A 16475-nucleotide genomic window follows, 5' to 3' on the forward strand; every position below is an offset into this window, starting at 1 on the left:
GGTTATTCAGCCCATGAGCAACAACAGAGCTAAAACTCCCAACTAATGGAACCGATGATTGTAAAGGGTGCACCTGTTTTAACCCTTGCTCTTGTTCCATTGCTGTCAACGAAATATTCCGTATCAAATAGATTACGGATATTGATAGCAGCCTTTAAAGCATCTCTACGGTAGTAAATCGCCGCATCGGTACGTAAGTAATCGGGGATTTCAAATTCGTTTGCTAAATCTCCCGCCCGCGTATCCACATAAAACAGCCCCAGACCAAATCCCAAACCTTTTAAATCGCCATTTTGGAGTTCATAGGTTGTCCAAAGGCTTGCTTGATTCTTTGGCACATCCTCTAATCTATTGCCAACAGTAGAAGGGTCAGAGTTATCCTCAGTGACTTCTGCATTGGTATGAGCATAGGAAGCGATCGCCTTCCACCCTGGTAAAATCTCACCTGTGATATCCAACTCAATCCCCTGACTTCTTACCTCTCCTATCTGAATGAAGTAATTAGGGTCATCGTTATTGGGATCGTCTGTTGTAATATTTGTCTTGGTGATTTGATAGACTGCCAACGTTGTCGAAAGTCTGTTTTCTAGAAAGTCAGCTTTAATGCCCGCTTCATATTGGGTTCCTTTAGTTGGCTCGAACTGGCTACCATCACCGTTCAATCCTGAGTTAGGGTTAAAAGATTGACTGTAACTGGTGTAGAGAGAAACAGATTTGCTGGGCTGATACACCAACCCGATTCGGGGGCTGAACGCATTATCATTCTGTTCTGGTTGGTCTATGCCATTGTTTTGTGAAATCCAATCAAAACGCCCGCCAATCAGTAACTTCAGGTTATCTTGAAAGCTAATCTGATCCTGAAGGTAGAACCCATAAGATTGAATAATCCCAAAGCCAGTAGAAGTCTCAAGAGTAGTAATTGGAATATTGTAGTTTGGGTTGAAGACATCTAGAGCAGGCACAGAGAGATAAGTAGGATTAAAAATTGTCACATTGCGGTTGCCATCAAAGCCTAATACTAGTTGGTGTAGAATCGAGCCTGTGTTAAACTTACCAACCAAGTCGATCTGTCCAAAATAGTTGTCTACCACGTAGTTACGTCTGGCAGCATATTGCTCTAAGAAACGATCATCCACTAGATCCGTTCCTACCGTATACTCCTCGATAGCGTTAAAAGCAGTTATAGAAAAATTATTACGCAGCTGCCAGTTATCGCTAAATTTGTGGTTTAGCGTATAGCCATATTTTTGAGTGGTATAATGTTGACCATCAAGAGGATAACTTAAGTAACGACTTCGAGGCAGCTTGATGGTATTATCGCTGAAAAGAGTATTGAAACTCTCAGGAATACCATTGAATTTAGTAGATTCATAATATAGATTTAGGTCTGTCCTATTTCCCAATTTCCAAGTGATTGAGGGTGCGATCGTAGTCAAATGTGAGGTGACAAAATCTTGAAACCCGTTTGAACTTTCATAGCTGGCGTTTAAGCGATAGAGCAGGGTTTTCTCGTCATTCAATGGCCCTGAAAAATCAATACTGGACTCATATAAGTCACGGTTTCCTGCCTGAAATTCAAGATTGTAATAGGGTTCACGAAGGGGTTGTTTAGTGATAACGTTGATGATTCCACCGGGTTCTACTGCTCCAAACAAAACCGAGGCAGGCCCTTTCAAAACTTCCACTTGCTCAATCGTTGCACTTGGTGTCAGAGTGCCAGCATCTCGATAGCCATTTCGGAAATTTCCTCTTTGTTCAAATCCTCTGATAATATAGGTTCCTGATGGTGTGTTAAAATTGGTATCTGCACTGACAACACCACTGACCGTTTCCACTGCCTCGGTCACAGTTTTCACATTGCGATCTTCTAGCACCTGTCGCGGTATGACCTGAATCGATTGGGGAATATCGCGTAAAGGGGTGTCTGTCCTTGTTGCAGTCGTAGCATTCTGCACGCGATACCCATCTTGCTCACCCGTCACCACCAACTCAATCGGCTGATCACCCTCAGATGAAGGTTTCTCTGTTTGGGTTTCACTCGTTGGTGGCGTCTGAGGTGACTGCTGCGGTGGTGTGGAGGATGCTGCACTTGCCACAGAAAAGATAAGACCCTCGTCTGGACTGTCATACAACTTGACTTGTGGTAAGGCTATCTCACCCGTCACTGTGACTCGGATGGTATTGGCATCAAAGTTTGTTACCGTTATTTCAGTAACACCTGCTATTGGTTTTTCAGAACGGAATGTGAATGCATCGCCACTGGGTAAACGTAATTGTGCGTTGGGAACATCAACAATAAAGCTATTGCCAGCACTGCGGTTTACTAGTTGCAATTGTTGATCTTTGGCTGTCTGTAAAATCACCTCCACACCTTTGTCACTAGGATTTGCCTTGACTGCAATAACTTCAATGACTGCATTTGCTGGCGGCGTGTTGGGTGTTGGCGACTGAACTAGATCCTGTACACTTCTTGACGGAAACTGGATCTCACTGAGTTGAGGAATTTCTTTTTTTGGTTTAACTTCTGGTTGTTTTGCACCAAATGCAGAAGTTGTCAGGACAACAAAAACTGTACCTATGAACCACAGATGTTTTAGCACTATTATCGGTTTCATCTTCATCCTCACACCTAATGATGCTGCTTGCTTTGTACGGAGTTACAGGTAGTTAGATTCCCGACTTCTTGCACGCACCCAAAGGGTAGAAGTCGGGAATCTTGCAACCCACTTTCCACAGCAAAGACTTAAAGCAATTGAAAATCCATATCAACAAAGATTACAGCAAGTGATAGGTGAAAAACGATCGCATCTGTGCCGAAGCGGATTATTTTCTAGCTCAATCCGGATTTTTTTGGCAAATCTTTGGGACACACTCCAAAATGTCTCTTAAATACTGCTGTAAATCGACTAGGGCTAGCATAGCCAACCAAACTAGCAATCTCCTGCACTTTCATCTGTCCACTGATGAGTAAGTTTTTGGCTTGCTCCATGCGGTATGCTTGCAAATACCCAAACACGGTTGTGTTAAATACTTGCCGAAAGCCGATTTTCAGCTTGTAGTCATTTAAACCCACCATTTTCGCCAGTTCCAGCAACAAAGGTGGGTTGTTCAAATCGCTGATCAGAATCTCCTTGGCTTGGTAAATACGGTCGATGTCATCCTTTTTTAAGAGACAATATTGCCTACGTTCGCGATCGCCTGCGTTGACTTCATTTAACCGCAAAGCCATCAGTTCCAAACATTTGCCCTCCAAATAAATTAGTCTCATCATTCCTCGGTAGGGGCAATTGAACATTTGCTCAAAAATCAGGCGCATTGCTGGTGTTGTTCGCTTCTGATGCCAAAGGTGAGGTATATTTTCGCTATCTGCTTCGGTATATTGCCGTAAAGGGAGGGGCGACGCTTCTAAAAATTCACAACCAAATTGTTGGAAAAATTTCTGTGATATATGCACATCAATTTTAAGTATTTGCTGATGCGATCGCCAAAGAAACTCTTTACTTTCTGGCTGATCAATCTGTGTACAGATGAAATTTTGCCCAGAACAAACCTCTTCTGTCTGATTATTTCCTGTCAGCATAAAGCTTAACTCAAAATCCGGCTCTGGGTGTCCTTCGTAACCACCTGCTTCAACTAATAAGTTCTCATGCAACTTGTAGGAATCAATTAATAGTGATAATCCAGAAGCGAACTCGAACCGTTGGCGATATCCTTGACTTTGCTGCTTCGGGTCTTCCAAGATAAGTTTGCATTCAGTAGTCTGAGGACAAAAATTTGGAGGTTTTCTTGTTGAAGGTAATGTGGAATCAGCTTCTCGGTCAGATAAAAAAAGTGTCATTAAATATTAGTTTCTATTGAAGAGTATAATATTTTATTAAACAATATTTTCAATAGGTTATTAAATAAAGGGTGGGATTTTAAAACCCCCTTTTTAAGGGGGTTGGGGGATCTTTTATGCCTAAATCCTAATAAGGATCGTCAGTTATTTTTCAACCATCTTTAATAAACGCTTGCTTGACTAAATTGTGAATACTATCTCTTGGTGGTATTAATTAATCAAAAGTAAGTTGATACTAGTACAGCACGGCGTAAATAAACCACCCATTCCAAATCAACAAAACCCTTATGGTGTATTCATTTTTAATTTTTAATTCCGCCTTGCGGTACTAGGATGTGTTTGATAGCCATGCATAACGTTCCATATTTCGAGTGTTATAGAAAGGCATCTCCAATATAGGAAATGCCAATCCCTTCGGCTTGGTGCAGTCGCTCATGGGGGAAACCCCCTACAGCCCTTCCCTAACGGGACGCCTTGCGGCGAACGGGCATCCTACGGCAGGCGCTAGCCTCTCCCAATGTTGCTTCACCAAAATCTAAAATTGCTACGTACCTTGCCGTAATTTATCCAATACGCTTTTATCTTCCAATGTCGAAATATCCCCAGATACCTCTTCACCCGCAGCTAGATTCCGCAGCAATCGGCGCATAATCTTACCCGATCGCGTTTTGGGCAAAGCATCGGTAAAGCGAATTTCTCCCGGACGAGCGATCGCACCAATTTGTTTGACAACGTGCTGTTTGAGTTCTTTACTCAGTTCCTCACTTCCCTGATAACTGCCTTCTAGAGTCACAAAAGCAACTATTTCTTCACCCTTAAGTTCATCTGGTTTACCCACTATTGCCGCTTCTGTAACCGCTGGATGAGAAACCAAAGCTGATTCTACTTCCATTGTACCGAGCCGATGTCCTGACACATTCAGTACATCATCCACACGACCAGTTATCCAAAAGTAACCATCCTGATCGCGTCTGGCGCCATCACCAGCAAAGTAAGTATAGTTACCATCTTTGGGCGGGATGTGTTCCCAGTAGGTGCGGCGGAAGCGTTCTGGATCGCCGTAGACTGTCCGCATCATTCCTGGCCAAGGATGCCGCACTGCCAAATAACCGCTTTCGTTATTGGGTACGGTGTTTCCATCCAAATCTACGATATCTGCGATAATTCCTGGGAAGGGAAGAGTTGCTGAACCCGGTTTAGTGGGAATTGCCCCTGGTAGCGGTGTAATCATGATTCCGCCTGTTTCCGTTTGCCACCAGGTATCAACAATTGGACAACGTTCACCACCAATTACTTTGTGATACCACATCCAAGGCTCCGGGTTAATTGGTTCGCCGACGGTTCCTAGCAAACGCAACGAAGACAAATTTCGCGCATTAGGATGTTGTTCTCCCATCTTAATAAATGCTCGAATTGCCGTAGGTGCAGTATAAAAAATATTAACGCCATATTTTTCAATCACATCCCATGTACAACCAGGATTAGAAGCACGGGGCGCACCTTCATACATCAGGCTCGTTGCACCGTTGGAAAGAGGACCGTAGACAATGTAGCTGTGTCCAGTAATCCAACCTACATCGGCAGTACACCAGTATACATCTGTATCTTGCAGGTCGAATATCCACTTGGTGGTCATGTGGGTATACAAATTATAACCAGCAGTTGTATGCACTATGCCCTTCGGTTTGCCGGTGCTGCCTGAAGTGTAGAGGACAAACAGCATATCTTCGCTGTCCATTGGTTCGGCGGGACAATCTGCTGATACTCCTTTTTGCAAATCATGCCACCAATGATCGCGTCCGCCCAACTGCATATAAGTTTCTTGTCCAGTGCGCTTGACAACCAGGACATTTTCTACACTAGGAACAGCACCATCAGCTAAGGCTTTATCTACCTGTTCCTTGAGAGGAACGATCGCATCTTTGCGCCAACCACCATCAGCCGTAATTACCAGTTTAGCTTTAATATCAATTAAGCGATCGCGCAAAGCTTCGGCACTAAAACCACCAAATACCACACTATGGGGTGCGCCAATTCTGGCACAAGCTAACATGGCGATCGCAGCTTCGGGAATCATCGGCATATAAATACCAACGCGATCGCCTTTTTGTACACCCAGTTGCTTCAATACATTAGCGAACTGGCAAACTTCTCGGTGCAGTTGGGCATAGGTGAGGGTACGCGAATCTCCTGGTTCTCCTTCCCAAATCAATGCTGCTTTATTCTTACGCCAAGTAGTGAGATGTCTGTCAAGGCAGTTGTAAGAAATATTAATCTTACCGCCAACGAACCATTTAGCAAAAGGTGGTTGCCAGTCTAATACTGTATCCCATTTTTGGAACCATTCTAATTCTGTTGTAGCCAAATCTGCCCAAAATTGCTGCGGATCGGCTTTGGCTTTTGCATAGAGACGCTGATAATCATCTAGGCTTTTGATATGGGCATTCTGTGAGAATTCTGAGGCAGGATGAAAGAGGCGGTTCTCTTGTGGGATTGATTCTATACTTGGTTGAGACATGATTACATTTGCAAACGGTATTGTTACTGAAAACTATTTTTAGCTTAGTTGTGCTAGACGCTGTTTAGATTTTCGTTAAGCTAGGTAGAAATTGCCGAGTTATTTAGTTTACATTCATTTTCATCTACCAAAAGCAAGCGAGCAAGAAAATTAAAGACGTTTTACAACCTATCTACCGGGAATGTTGCAATATTGTAAGTAGTCTTGACAAACAACGCCTGAAACTATGACGCTTACCGTCGAAGCTAGCAGCCTATCTCTCAACGATGTTCATCGCTTTCTTAAACTAGAAAAGCTTTCAAATGCTTCATTTACAGACTTCTTAAGTCTAGAACCACTCTCTGAGTTTGAACAGCAGGATTTATTGCGAATCAGAAGCGACTTTGAGCGTTATTTAAATGCAGGTAAAATTTCTGAGGGCTTGGTAAAATTTTTAACGATTGCACCCTTGATGCGGTTAGCTGGCTTTTACGATGTGCCGATTCGGTTGACAATGGAAGATAGCATTGCGATCGCAGTCGAAGATGAAGACAGAAGAATTACTGGACGGATGGATATTTTAGCAATCAACAGTCCTCAAAGTAATATTGCGCCGCCTTTTTGGGTTGTAGTGATTGAAACGAAAAACAGTGCGATTGAAGTGGGTGAGGGTTTACCTCAATTACTGACTTATGCTTTTAAAAGTTTAAATCAACAACCATCTGTTTGGGGACTGGTAACTAACGGACTGCGTTATCAATTTTTTCATGTAAGAGATAATCAACAGCCAACTTATCAGTTAATGCCATTATTAAATTTGAATGAATCTCCAGATGCAATAGAGTTATTACAAGTTTTCAAAGCCATTTGCAAGTTACCGAATTTTCAGTAAAATGAGCGTAAATCGCGGGGCGATCGCTGATGTCTGAACCTGCTACCTTAGAATTCATATTTAATGGTATTTCAGAGGATAAAGTTGTATCTCCTTATGGTAATATACTTAATGACGAACTACCCTTAGAAAGTGACCTACACCGAGAGCAAATCGATTTACTGATTCGCATACTCAAATTGTGGTGGTGAGAAAGGTAGCATTTCTATACTTCTGGCAATTTGACGATTTACTACAGTCCTAACCAGAAAAAATCAGAACATTTCCGTGATCCAGACTTTTTTGTAGTTTTGGGAATTCAGAGAAAAGACTGTAAGAGTTGGGTAGTTTGGCAAGAAGACGGCAAACATCCAAACCTGATTGTGGAAATTTTGTCAAATTCAACGGTAGCAGTTGATAAAGGCTTAAAAAACAAGTTTACCAGGATACCTTCCGTATACCAGATTATTTCTGGTTTGACGCTGTAACAATAGAGTTTCAGGGATTTCATCTAGTTAATCGTAAGTATCAAGAGATTCAACCCTCCACTGATGTACGTTTGTGGAGCCAGCAGTTAGAACTTTACTTGGGAGTTTATGAAGGTAAATTAAGATTATTCACTAGTGAAAATCTATTAATATTATCATCTGAAGAACTAGCTGAACAAGAAAGTTTACGTGCCCAACAAGCATAGCAATAAATTGCTCGATTGCGGGAGGTTTTAGGTACATAGGGCATTGAACCAGAGAATATTTAATGACATCAGGAAATTAACTAAAGACATTTTCAAGTTAAGATTTAGTTATTAAGTGTGTAAAAAAAGCGTTATCTTCTGAAAGTAGGGCATCGTTTGCAAGCAAAAGAGATTAAGGATAAGCTAAAGTCCCTTATCGAGCAAGCTTCCTCGATAGATCCTGATTTAGCGAGAAGATTAGATGAAATCAATCGTTGGGTAAAGGATATTAGGCCAGGTTCCCTGACTGCAAAACCTTTTGTGATTGCATTTCTCCTAGAGGTGATTACAGATTCTACAATTTGGCTGATAGTGAAATCCTTACCTTCGGAAGAAGAACAAAAAGCAAAGTTCGATCAAATGACGCCGATTGAGAGATATTGGTATAGTTATCTTTTTCCTAGATGGATTAATGCAAGTGACTCCAAATTTTATATTTGGAAACAAAAATTGATGGGAGGCGAATTTAATCAGGTTGATGATGATATAATTAAATCAATAGCCCAAGATATTGTTCAGCGTGAAGGTAGTTTTTGGCAGCGTTATATTGCCGACCTTTCAATGGCAACAGATTTAATTGTTAGTCGTAACAATCAACCACTGTGCATTCAAGTTACCAGTGTCTCAGAAGAACTTAATTACCAAAAGTATCAAGCTTGGCAAAATACACTGCGATCGTGGGAAATAGAGAGAGGACTGTTCTTAAGTTACAATCCCAAGGACGCTAATTTTGTTAATCAGTTAGTCAACGTGGCACTGTATAACAGTGATTATCTTTCTGGTGGCAAATATTTAAAATTTTCGTGAACTTCCATTTGATGTTCCAGATTTTGATTTCAGCCTACATACCTACCTGCTAATTACAGCTTTTATGCTTAATAAAAGAGAAACTCACAGCTGCAACAATCAAGTAGATGCATTTGCTGAAGCTTTAGCAACAGCGCGACAAATGCAGCAAAACTGGCTAACTTACGGGGTTGATTTTGTCAATTTTTACGTTGAAGATGTAGATGGAGACTGGCTAGAAACCTGGGGACATGACGAAATATTAGGTAATTCTCGATTAGATGCTATTAAAGAATTTTTGGTAAGTGATGAGAGTGTAGCTGTTAAAGTAAGAGAGCATTTAGGAGAGCGATCGCTATTTGATTTTGCAGTAAACTTAGAAGAATCTTGGAGAATTTCTGAAAACAATGACAGGTTATCTGCTGTAAGAAGGTTGTTAGCTGGTGAAGAAAATAGTGTTGATGCAGATGATATTAGGTTAGGGGATTTAGCAAATAATCTGCTGGTAAAGTTGGCAGATATTTTGTAAAATTTTGAGTTGACTTTTCACGGTATCTGGAAAACCTCACTTCTATTTCTCTCTCCTAAAAGGAGAGAGACTTTGAATTTTCCTCCTTACAGCATCGGGAAGGGGGTCAAGTTTTTTGTGGGCTTTTCCAGATGACGTGAAAAGTCAGAGTGGCATATAGGCGATCGCTTTTCCAGATAAGCTTTAATAATCTTTTAGATGTGCAATCTTTATCACTGTTAGTAGTAAGGGTTGCTCCTGAATCTGGTAAATAATGCGGTATTCACCCAAACGAACCTTATACAACCGTTCAGTGTCCTTCAATAGGTGAGCGTCTTCTGGACGTGGGTTTAATCCTAGTTCCTCTAACTTTTGTGCTAGTCGTTGCTGCACCTCTGAGTCCAATTCTGCAATTCTCTGCACAGCCGAAGGTGCTAATGCTACTTGGTAGCTCATATCCCTAGCTCCCTTTTCATGTCTTCAAAGGGTGTTGTTCCCAGCCCTGCAATTTCCTCTAGTACCTTATAAGCATCTCTTGTATCAGCCTCATCTAACCTTGCTTCAATTAGCTCATGCATCTGCTCTGTTGAGGTGATTTCAATCCCTGGCTCTTCTCTAAGTTTTTCTTATAAAGATTAAATATTTTCTTATGAATGTTAAAGCAATTGTTACTCAGGTTGAAACTCTGGTTAATAACGTTGAAAGTTTTCCCTTATTACGTACACTCGACTTTCATTAGAGAAATTGGATTAGCCTTTATCTCTCTGGAATTTAAATATCTGTTATTGTATGCATCATTTAAGATGTCGCTAGATAAGGTAGGATAATTTGGAACCAATCACAGCTAGTGCGATCGCAATAAAACCTTTGTAGCTGTAGGTGTGTTACGGCTTCCATAACGCACCATCTCAGGTTTTCGGTGCTTTACGCTAACACGGTAACAGCGATGACACACTCTACATTTTTTCAACGTCCATAGAGCAGTTTAGCATCAAAAACCACTTTTATCAAAATAGCTTTACCAACAAAAGTTAAATAAGTTTCCCTTTTGGGAATTATAGACCTATTGAAGCTCAGGCAAGTAGGTCAAAAGCATTGATTAGTGAAACTGCGAAACTATTCTATCCCTCAGTGGAAAAATTGGTTAACGAAATAGTGGCGGTTAACCACGCTTGGAAAGTCGCTTGTGAATTATTTGGACAAGATTCAGCCCTATCTATTTCTTCACGAGATTTAAAAACCTGTTTGCAGGTGCGTTTGTTGCGAAGCTATGCACCAGAACAGGTTTATTTAATTGAGGATAAAGAATCAGAAGGTGAACCACTTTACAGCTTACGTCTGCGGGAACCTATAGGAAACCGCCTGGATGCAGAACATCTCCCAATGCGGGTAGCTCAAGAGGTTCTTGCGGATAAAGAATTACAGCAATTTAAAAAGATATAACCAAGATAAACAAGAGGAGTGCAGCGTCAAAATGACAAAAGTTTGGAACATTATTTGGCATAACGAACCTTTTCATTGGGCAATTGCTTTTGTATTAATAGTCGCAATTATTGTCGAGTTTTACACATTATTGCAATATTGGCGCTCAGAGTGTGGCACAACTGAAACCGCAATTAAATTTTTGAGTAATTTGAAAAAGGGTAAAAATGTAAAGCTTTTAGACAATGTTTCCTCCTGGTTAAGAGACCATTTAGGAACCGATGATCTAAGCAGAATTAGTCACCAAGCGCAAAAGGATGGCAAGTTCGTACTGATAAAGTATCCATCTGTCTTAGCCCAGCCCATACCTCGTAGTCCCCTACGTTTCGTGACAACCTTGTGTACTGCGATTGGTCTTTTAGGAACCTTTTATGGTATACAACAGGGACTCCAAGGAATCAATTTATCTACAGAAGATACCAAAGAACTGATAACTGCCAGTAAAGAGCTACTGGTAGGAATGAAAACAGCTTTCTCCACTTCCATGATGGGTCTTGGTTCTGGTAGTGTATTCACCTTAGTTTTATTTGTATGTGATTCGCTACGCCAGATACAGCGTGATAGTTTGCGTCACAAATTAAAGGATATCGCAACCTTAAAAACGGCAGACAATACCAACCATGAAGTAACTGAAGCACTTACTCTTGTAGCAAAAAACTTGACCGGGTTAAAGCAGCTAAATGCGGAAGGCATTGGTCAAGCTGTAGGTAGGAGTATTGCAGAACAATTCGCCGGCTTAAACCAATTGTCAGCCCATGCTATTGGTCAATCTGTAGGTCAGCAGATTAAGCCAGCCTTGGGAGAAATGTTCAAAGAACAGAAAAAACTCCGAGAAATTCAAGAAAACCAGGGACAGAGAGTTTTAGAAGAACTCATCAAAGATTTGCGAATTCAGGTACTCGAACCCATTGCAGTTCGGCTAGATAAAAGTGCAGAGTTAACCCAACAAGCTTCCGAAGCTGTGCTGACTCTGCATAGAGAATTGGGCGGTATCTCTCAAAGTTTGGCAAATTCCATCCTGACAATTGAGAACTTTCAAAAAGAGACTTTGGTAGAACTCCAAGGATTTGCTAATAATTTGGGAGACACTCTCAATCAATTTAAAACAGATACAAGAGATGTTTTACAACTAATAGCTGACGAAATTAATCAATCTGTAAATCATAGTATCGAAGGAATGACAGCCCAGCGAAGTGCTTTTGAAGCCAGTGCAGAAAAAGCTGCTGCTACCTTCAAAGAAATTCGAGAGGAACTGCAAAAATCACTAGAAAAACGCGCAGCAGTAGAACAGCAGATGCTTCAAGGATTTGCTAACAATATGGGACAAACTTTGAGTCAATTCCAAACTGAAACTACGGGAGTTATACAACAAACAGCCCACGAAATTAATCGAGGTGTAGACCAAAGTATCCAAGGAATGACAGCCCAGAGAAGTGCTTTTGAAGCAAGTGCAGTGCAAGCGGCTGCTACCTTCGCAGGAATTCGAGAGGAACTGCAAACTGCGCTACAAGAACGCGCAGCAGTAGAACAGGAGACGCTTCAAGCTACTCGGGCTGGAATTATCCATATTCTCACCCAAGCAAATAGAACCTTTCATGAGCAAACTAATACTCTACAAGCAGTGGGTAATCAAGCTTCTGGATTGATGAATAATGCGAAGGATAATCTTCTAGCTACTTTAGTAAATATTGATACAACACTCATAGCAACTCGCCATACAGTAGAAGATGATTTGACAAGATTTAGAAAAGAATATCAAACAAATTTACAGACATTCTTTCAACAACAAAACAATTTACTTGAGGGGACACTAGGCAGACAACAGGAAGGATTATCTGGGGTTGTGAGCAATCTTGATAAAGTCTTCAGAGAGGAATTTGAAAGACGTAGTAAATTGACTGAAGAAGTAGACAAAAGTATGACTAAAATTCAAGAGTCTGTCGAACAAATTAACAGATTAGTTAGTGCATCTGGATTAAACGAGCCACAACGACTAATTCAACTACAAGAACTGGCTTGTAATATTGGTGAACAAGTGCAAACAGTGGACAATTCATACAGAAATTTGAATCAAAAATTTGACCATAGCCTTCAGTCTTGGCAGGGTCATCTTGAAGGTGCTATGCAAAGAACTGTTGACTTACAGGTAAGCTTTTTCCAACAAGCAGATAAGTCTATGGCTAGAGTTTGCGGAGATGTACTCAAAACAGCAGAAGTGCTGTTAGAAGCAAATAAAAAATATTAAATTATTAATGGAGTAATTAAAATGGCTGATTTTATCAGCGACGAATTTGTTAATACAGAAGTTGCCGACGATGATGATTCTAGTATCTATCTGTCTATTGCCGATATGATGTCTAGTTTACTAATGTTTTTTGCGTTACTATTTATCACTACACTACTCCAGCTTGCACAAAAGGATGCACCAAAACGGGTAGTAATTGGTAATGTTGTAGGACAGATGAAAAGTAATAATATCAATGTTAAAGTCAACCCAGAAACCGGGGATGTCAGTATCCAAGAATCAATTCTTTTTGCCAAGGGAAGTACAGAACTTAAACCAGAAGGTAAAACCTTTCTACGCCGCTTTATTCCTGTTTACAGTGGTGTTATTTTCTCCAAACCAGAATTTGAAAAGGAAATTAGCCGCGTAGTTATAGAAGGTCACACTAGCTCAGATGGAGACGACAAAACCAATCTAAAACTAAGCTTGTTGCGATCAGCATCAGTTTATAAATACATTTTCTATGATATGAATTTCCCTACCAAAGCACCTTTAAGCCAGAAAATATTAGCTGCTGGTCGTGGAGAAATTGAATCTGACAAGAAACGTGATAATCCAGGTGATCGCAAGGTAGTTTTCCGCTTTCAGTTTCGCAGTGATGAGTTAAAGAAAGATATTGTAAAAACCTCTCTTTAAAGGAGCTAAAACATTGAATTTTCAGTTTTCCATTCCTTCCCTACCTGAAACTCCCCAGTGTAGTCCTAATCAACTTATTCAACTTGCAAGTAACTTACCAGATGCAACAATATCAATACCAAGTGTTGATAAAGTATTGGAAGCTATTGAACAGGGTAAAGCTGATCAAGTAAGTAAGTTGGACTGGGTTTATTGCATCCATGCTAAAGCACAGTGGGATCAGCAAAATATTGACCGCTCCAGGAAAACATCAGCAGCCATTTGGAAGATAGCAATTTCTAACTCATGGTTGCAACATCAGCTATTGTGGCGTTTAGCTCTTTATTATGGTGATCGGCAAGAACAGGTGTTAGCACAGTCTTTAACTGAATCTTTTGATATCTTTGCTAATTCAGTTAGTCACCTGCTACCATTTCAAATTATTCGGGCGCTTCGCAGTACACAAGCAGGTAGAGAATTAGCAAGAATTGCTTGTGAAAAGCGTGTTAATCGAACTGGATTGCTAAACAATATCCGAGACATTTTACCTGCTTATATTCCATTGTTTAGCCAATTCATAGAAGACATAACTCCTTATTTTACTACAATTCGCTCTCCAAATCACCAGCAGGTAGAATGGCTGTTAGTTTGTTTGGATGAAATGTCAGATAGTCAGCAAATAAAGGCTGTTAATCATTTACTCACTAATGTTTCCAAGAATATAGCAACTAATCATTCTTTACTGGTTGATTGGTTGCGAAATAACTATAGAAATGGTGAAAATTGGTATAAACTTTCAGATCCAGCAAGACAAAGACTACGAGAGTGGATTGGAGGTATCAATTATACTGATTTCCAAACGTTAGTAAATCTAATATTGAACAGGCTGGATTTACAATACTTCGAGTCAAATCGGCTATGTAGACGCAGAGACTTTTGGGCTGATTATAGTAACCGCTTTGAAAGGCTTCGCATCTTGTTACCTAAGACATCACAAATTGCCATAGGGTATCAAATCCAAGGTGATGTTGATTTACTAGATGATGATGGTAGCGATCCGACAGAGGTCTGTTTATTCGATTTTGGTGAGTGGTTTGTAGTCGAATTCTTTCGTGGAAGAGGTAGTGAGACGCGCCTGTTTCCGAAAAATTCCAGAAATGAGCAAATCCTCTTTGGTGAATCCATTCTTTCAGTCAAGCGGATTCGCTGTCTGGGTGGCGATAAACACGATCATGAATTTCTTTGGCAGATATTTTCCCGCATCTGGCTTGCAAATAATGGAATTTTGCCTAATCCAAATGCCCACTCTTCGAGAAACCCTACAGCAGATCAATTGCAACAGCGAGAAAACAGGCTTGAGCGGTGGAAAAGAGAAATTGAACGTCTAGAACGGGAAGCTAGAGCCTACTGTAACAGCAGTCCATTGCGATCGCATTGAGCAAGATGTTAAAAACATTGGTGTATTGAATAATACGTCAAACACCCTACTGGCACTGCGAGCGCATCCATTTAACCCCCTTCAAAATGCACCTCAACCACGTTAAGCTGAATTAGAGTGGCAATTTATTGCGCTTTTTAATATGCAAATCTCTGTTCCTGTCAAATTTTAATTTTTTCTGCTTGAGAAACCCGGAATGCTAGACCAAATTTTTGATTACCTCAACTTTCATTTCAGCGTTGAAGCCCCAATAGTTCTGCTGATCCTGATATTTTTAGAGGCGGTGTTATCTGCCGACAATGCGATCGCCCTGGCTGCGATCGCTCAAGGGCTGGAAGACAAAGAACTTGAGCGTAAGGCCCTCAACTTTGGTTTAGTCGTTGCCTATGTGCTGCGAATTACCCTGATTCTCACGGCTACTTGGGTACAACAATTCTGGCAATTTGAATTATTGGGTGCTGCTTACCTGCTGTGGTTGGTATTCCAACACTTTACCTCTCAACAAGATGAAGACGAGCAACATCACGAACCGCGTTTTAATTCGTTGTTGCAAGCAATACCAGTGATTGCATTTACAGATTTGGCATTTTCTTTGGATAGCGTGACAACTGCGATCGCAGTTTCTCAAGAAAAATGGCTGGTGCTGACGGGTGCAACAATTGGTATTATTACGCTGCGATTCATGGCGGGATTGTTTATCCGTTGGCTAGACGAATATGAAAACCTAGAAGATGCAGGCTATGTAACTGTAGCGTTGGTAGGCTTGCGCTTGTTATTGAAAGTGGTGAACGATAGTTTAGTTCCACCAGAATGGATAATGATTCCTGCTATCTTCCTAATTTTAGGCTGGGGATTTTCCAAGCGTGTTAACACTGAATTACCCCAAGTAGAACCGGAAAAGAGTGAAGTGTCGAAGTAAAAAGAGCAGGGGGCAGGGGGCAGGGATTCCTAGTCCCCAGTCCCTACTGTCTTACTCCTGCAACCAAGGCGTTAAGTGTGGTTGCCAATTGACTAATTCTTCATCCTTAAACCATAGGGCAATTTCCCGTTGCGCGGTTTCTTGAGCATCAGAACCGTGGATCAAGTTGCGACCAATATTCAAACCAAAATCACCGCGAATCGTTCCTGGCTCTGCTGTTAAAGGGTTCGTTGCACCAATAATTTTTCTGGCAGATCCAACGACGCCATCACCTTCCCATACCATCGCCACTACTGGGCTAGAAGTAATAAATTCGACTAGACCACTAAAAAAGGGACGTTCTCGGTGAACGTCATAGTGTTGTTCCGCCAAATCCCGACTGACTTTCAGGAACTTTAAACCAACTAGGGTAAAACCTTTAGTTTCAAAGCGACGGATAATTTCCCCCACTAATCCCCGCTGTACTCCATCAGGCTTAATTGCTAAGAATGTGCGCTCCATTGC

General features: G+C 41.0%; 14 protein-coding genes and 1 pseudogene. 9 read left to right on the plus strand and 6 right to left on the minus strand.

Annotated features, from left to right (window positions below; genetic code table 11):
- Nucleotides 1-29: 29 nt before the first annotated feature.
- From V7K46_RS19170 to acs, 3 genes are all read right to left on the minus strand, one after another.
- The gene (locus V7K46_RS19170; protein ID WP_335115823.1) at nt 30-2615 is read right to left on the minus strand and encodes a TonB-dependent siderophore receptor; all 2586 of its coding nucleotides are present in this window, start codon (nt 2613-2615) and stop codon (nt 30-32) included.
- Nucleotides 2616-2830: 215 nt separating this feature from the next.
- Nucleotides 2831-3838, minus strand: a complete 1008-nt coding sequence (locus tag V7K46_RS19175) for a helix-turn-helix transcriptional regulator (protein ID WP_335115825.1) — start codon at nt 3836-3838, stop codon at nt 2831-2833.
- A 544-nt stretch (nt 3839-4382) separates the two neighbouring features.
- The gene (gene acs / locus V7K46_RS19180; protein ID WP_335115828.1) at nt 4383-6356 is read right to left on the minus strand and encodes an acetate--CoA ligase; all 1974 of its coding nucleotides are present in this window, start codon (nt 6354-6356) and stop codon (nt 4383-4385) included.
- A gap of 226 nt (nt 6357-6582) precedes the next feature.
- Between acs and V7K46_RS19185 the strand changes: the two genes are divergently transcribed.
- The 4 genes and pseudogenes from V7K46_RS19185 to V7K46_RS19205 all read left to right on the plus strand — a co-directional run bounded on the left by V7K46_RS19185 (nt 6583) and on the right by V7K46_RS19205 (nt 9254).
- Nucleotides 6583-7227, plus strand: a complete 645-nt coding sequence (locus V7K46_RS19185) for a restriction endonuclease subunit R (RefSeq protein ID WP_335115830.1) — start codon at nt 6583-6585, stop codon at nt 7225-7227.
- 29 nt (nt 7228-7256) lie between these two features.
- Nucleotides 7257-7900 (plus strand): annotated as a pseudogene (locus tag V7K46_RS32110) (Uma2 family endonuclease).
- A gap of 156 nt (nt 7901-8056) precedes the next feature.
- Entirely contained in the window at nt 8057-8746 is a 690-nt protein-coding gene (locus V7K46_RS19200) for a hypothetical protein (protein ID WP_298915666.1), read from the plus strand.
- 64 nt (nt 8747-8810) lie between these two features.
- Entirely contained in the window at nt 8811-9254 is a 444-nt protein-coding gene (locus V7K46_RS19205) for a hypothetical protein (protein WP_335115836.1), read from the plus strand.
- 183 nt (nt 9255-9437) lie between these two features.
- Here the strand turns inward: V7K46_RS19205 and V7K46_RS19210 are convergent, their stop codons facing one another.
- A complete protein-coding gene (locus V7K46_RS19210; protein ID WP_335115838.1) occupies nt 9438-9689 on the minus strand; it encodes a type II toxin-antitoxin system RelE family toxin in 252 nt (83 codons plus the stop codon).
- A complete protein-coding gene (locus V7K46_RS19215; RefSeq protein WP_335115840.1) occupies nt 9686-9811 on the minus strand; it encodes a hypothetical protein in 126 nt (41 codons plus the stop codon). The genes V7K46_RS19210 and V7K46_RS19215 overlap by 4 nt, the downstream gene beginning before the upstream one ends.
- Nucleotides 9812-10364: 553 nt before the next feature.
- On the opposite strand from V7K46_RS19215, the gene V7K46_RS19220 reads away from it, so the two are divergent.
- From V7K46_RS19220 to V7K46_RS19240, 5 genes are all read left to right on the plus strand, one after another.
- Nucleotides 10365-10676, plus strand: a complete 312-nt coding sequence (locus V7K46_RS19220) for a hypothetical protein (protein ID WP_335115986.1) — start codon at nt 10365-10367, stop codon at nt 10674-10676.
- A gap of 31 nt (nt 10677-10707) precedes the next feature.
- A complete protein-coding gene (locus V7K46_RS19225; protein WP_335115842.1) occupies nt 10708-12960 on the plus strand; it encodes a hypothetical protein in 2253 nt (750 codons plus the stop codon).
- Nucleotides 12961-12981: 21 nt separating this feature from the next.
- Nucleotides 12982-13635: an OmpA/MotB family protein gene (locus V7K46_RS19230; RefSeq protein WP_335115844.1), complete on the plus strand. Its 654-nt coding sequence runs from the start codon at nt 12982-12984 to the stop codon at nt 13633-13635.
- Nucleotides 13636-13648: 13 nt separating this feature from the next.
- A complete protein-coding gene (locus tag V7K46_RS19235) occupies nt 13649-15052 on the plus strand; it encodes an EH signature domain-containing protein (protein ID WP_335115846.1) in 1404 nt (467 codons plus the stop codon).
- Between the two features lie 196 nt (nt 15053-15248).
- Nucleotides 15249-15971: a TerC family protein gene (locus V7K46_RS19240; RefSeq protein ID WP_335115848.1), complete on the plus strand. Its 723-nt coding sequence runs from the start codon at nt 15249-15251 to the stop codon at nt 15969-15971.
- A gap of 51 nt (nt 15972-16022) precedes the next feature.
- Here V7K46_RS19240 and ndk read toward each other — a convergent pair whose 3' ends face one another.
- Nucleotides 16023-16472: a nucleoside-diphosphate kinase gene (gene ndk, locus V7K46_RS19245; RefSeq protein ID WP_298907693.1), complete on the minus strand. Its 450-nt coding sequence runs from the start codon at nt 16470-16472 to the stop codon at nt 16023-16025.
- Nucleotides 16473-16475: the final 3 nt, after the last annotated feature.

This window comes from Nostoc sp. (assembly GCF_036917395.1).
Classification (GTDB): domain Bacteria; phylum Cyanobacteriota; class Cyanobacteriia; order Cyanobacteriales; family Nostocaceae; genus Nostoc.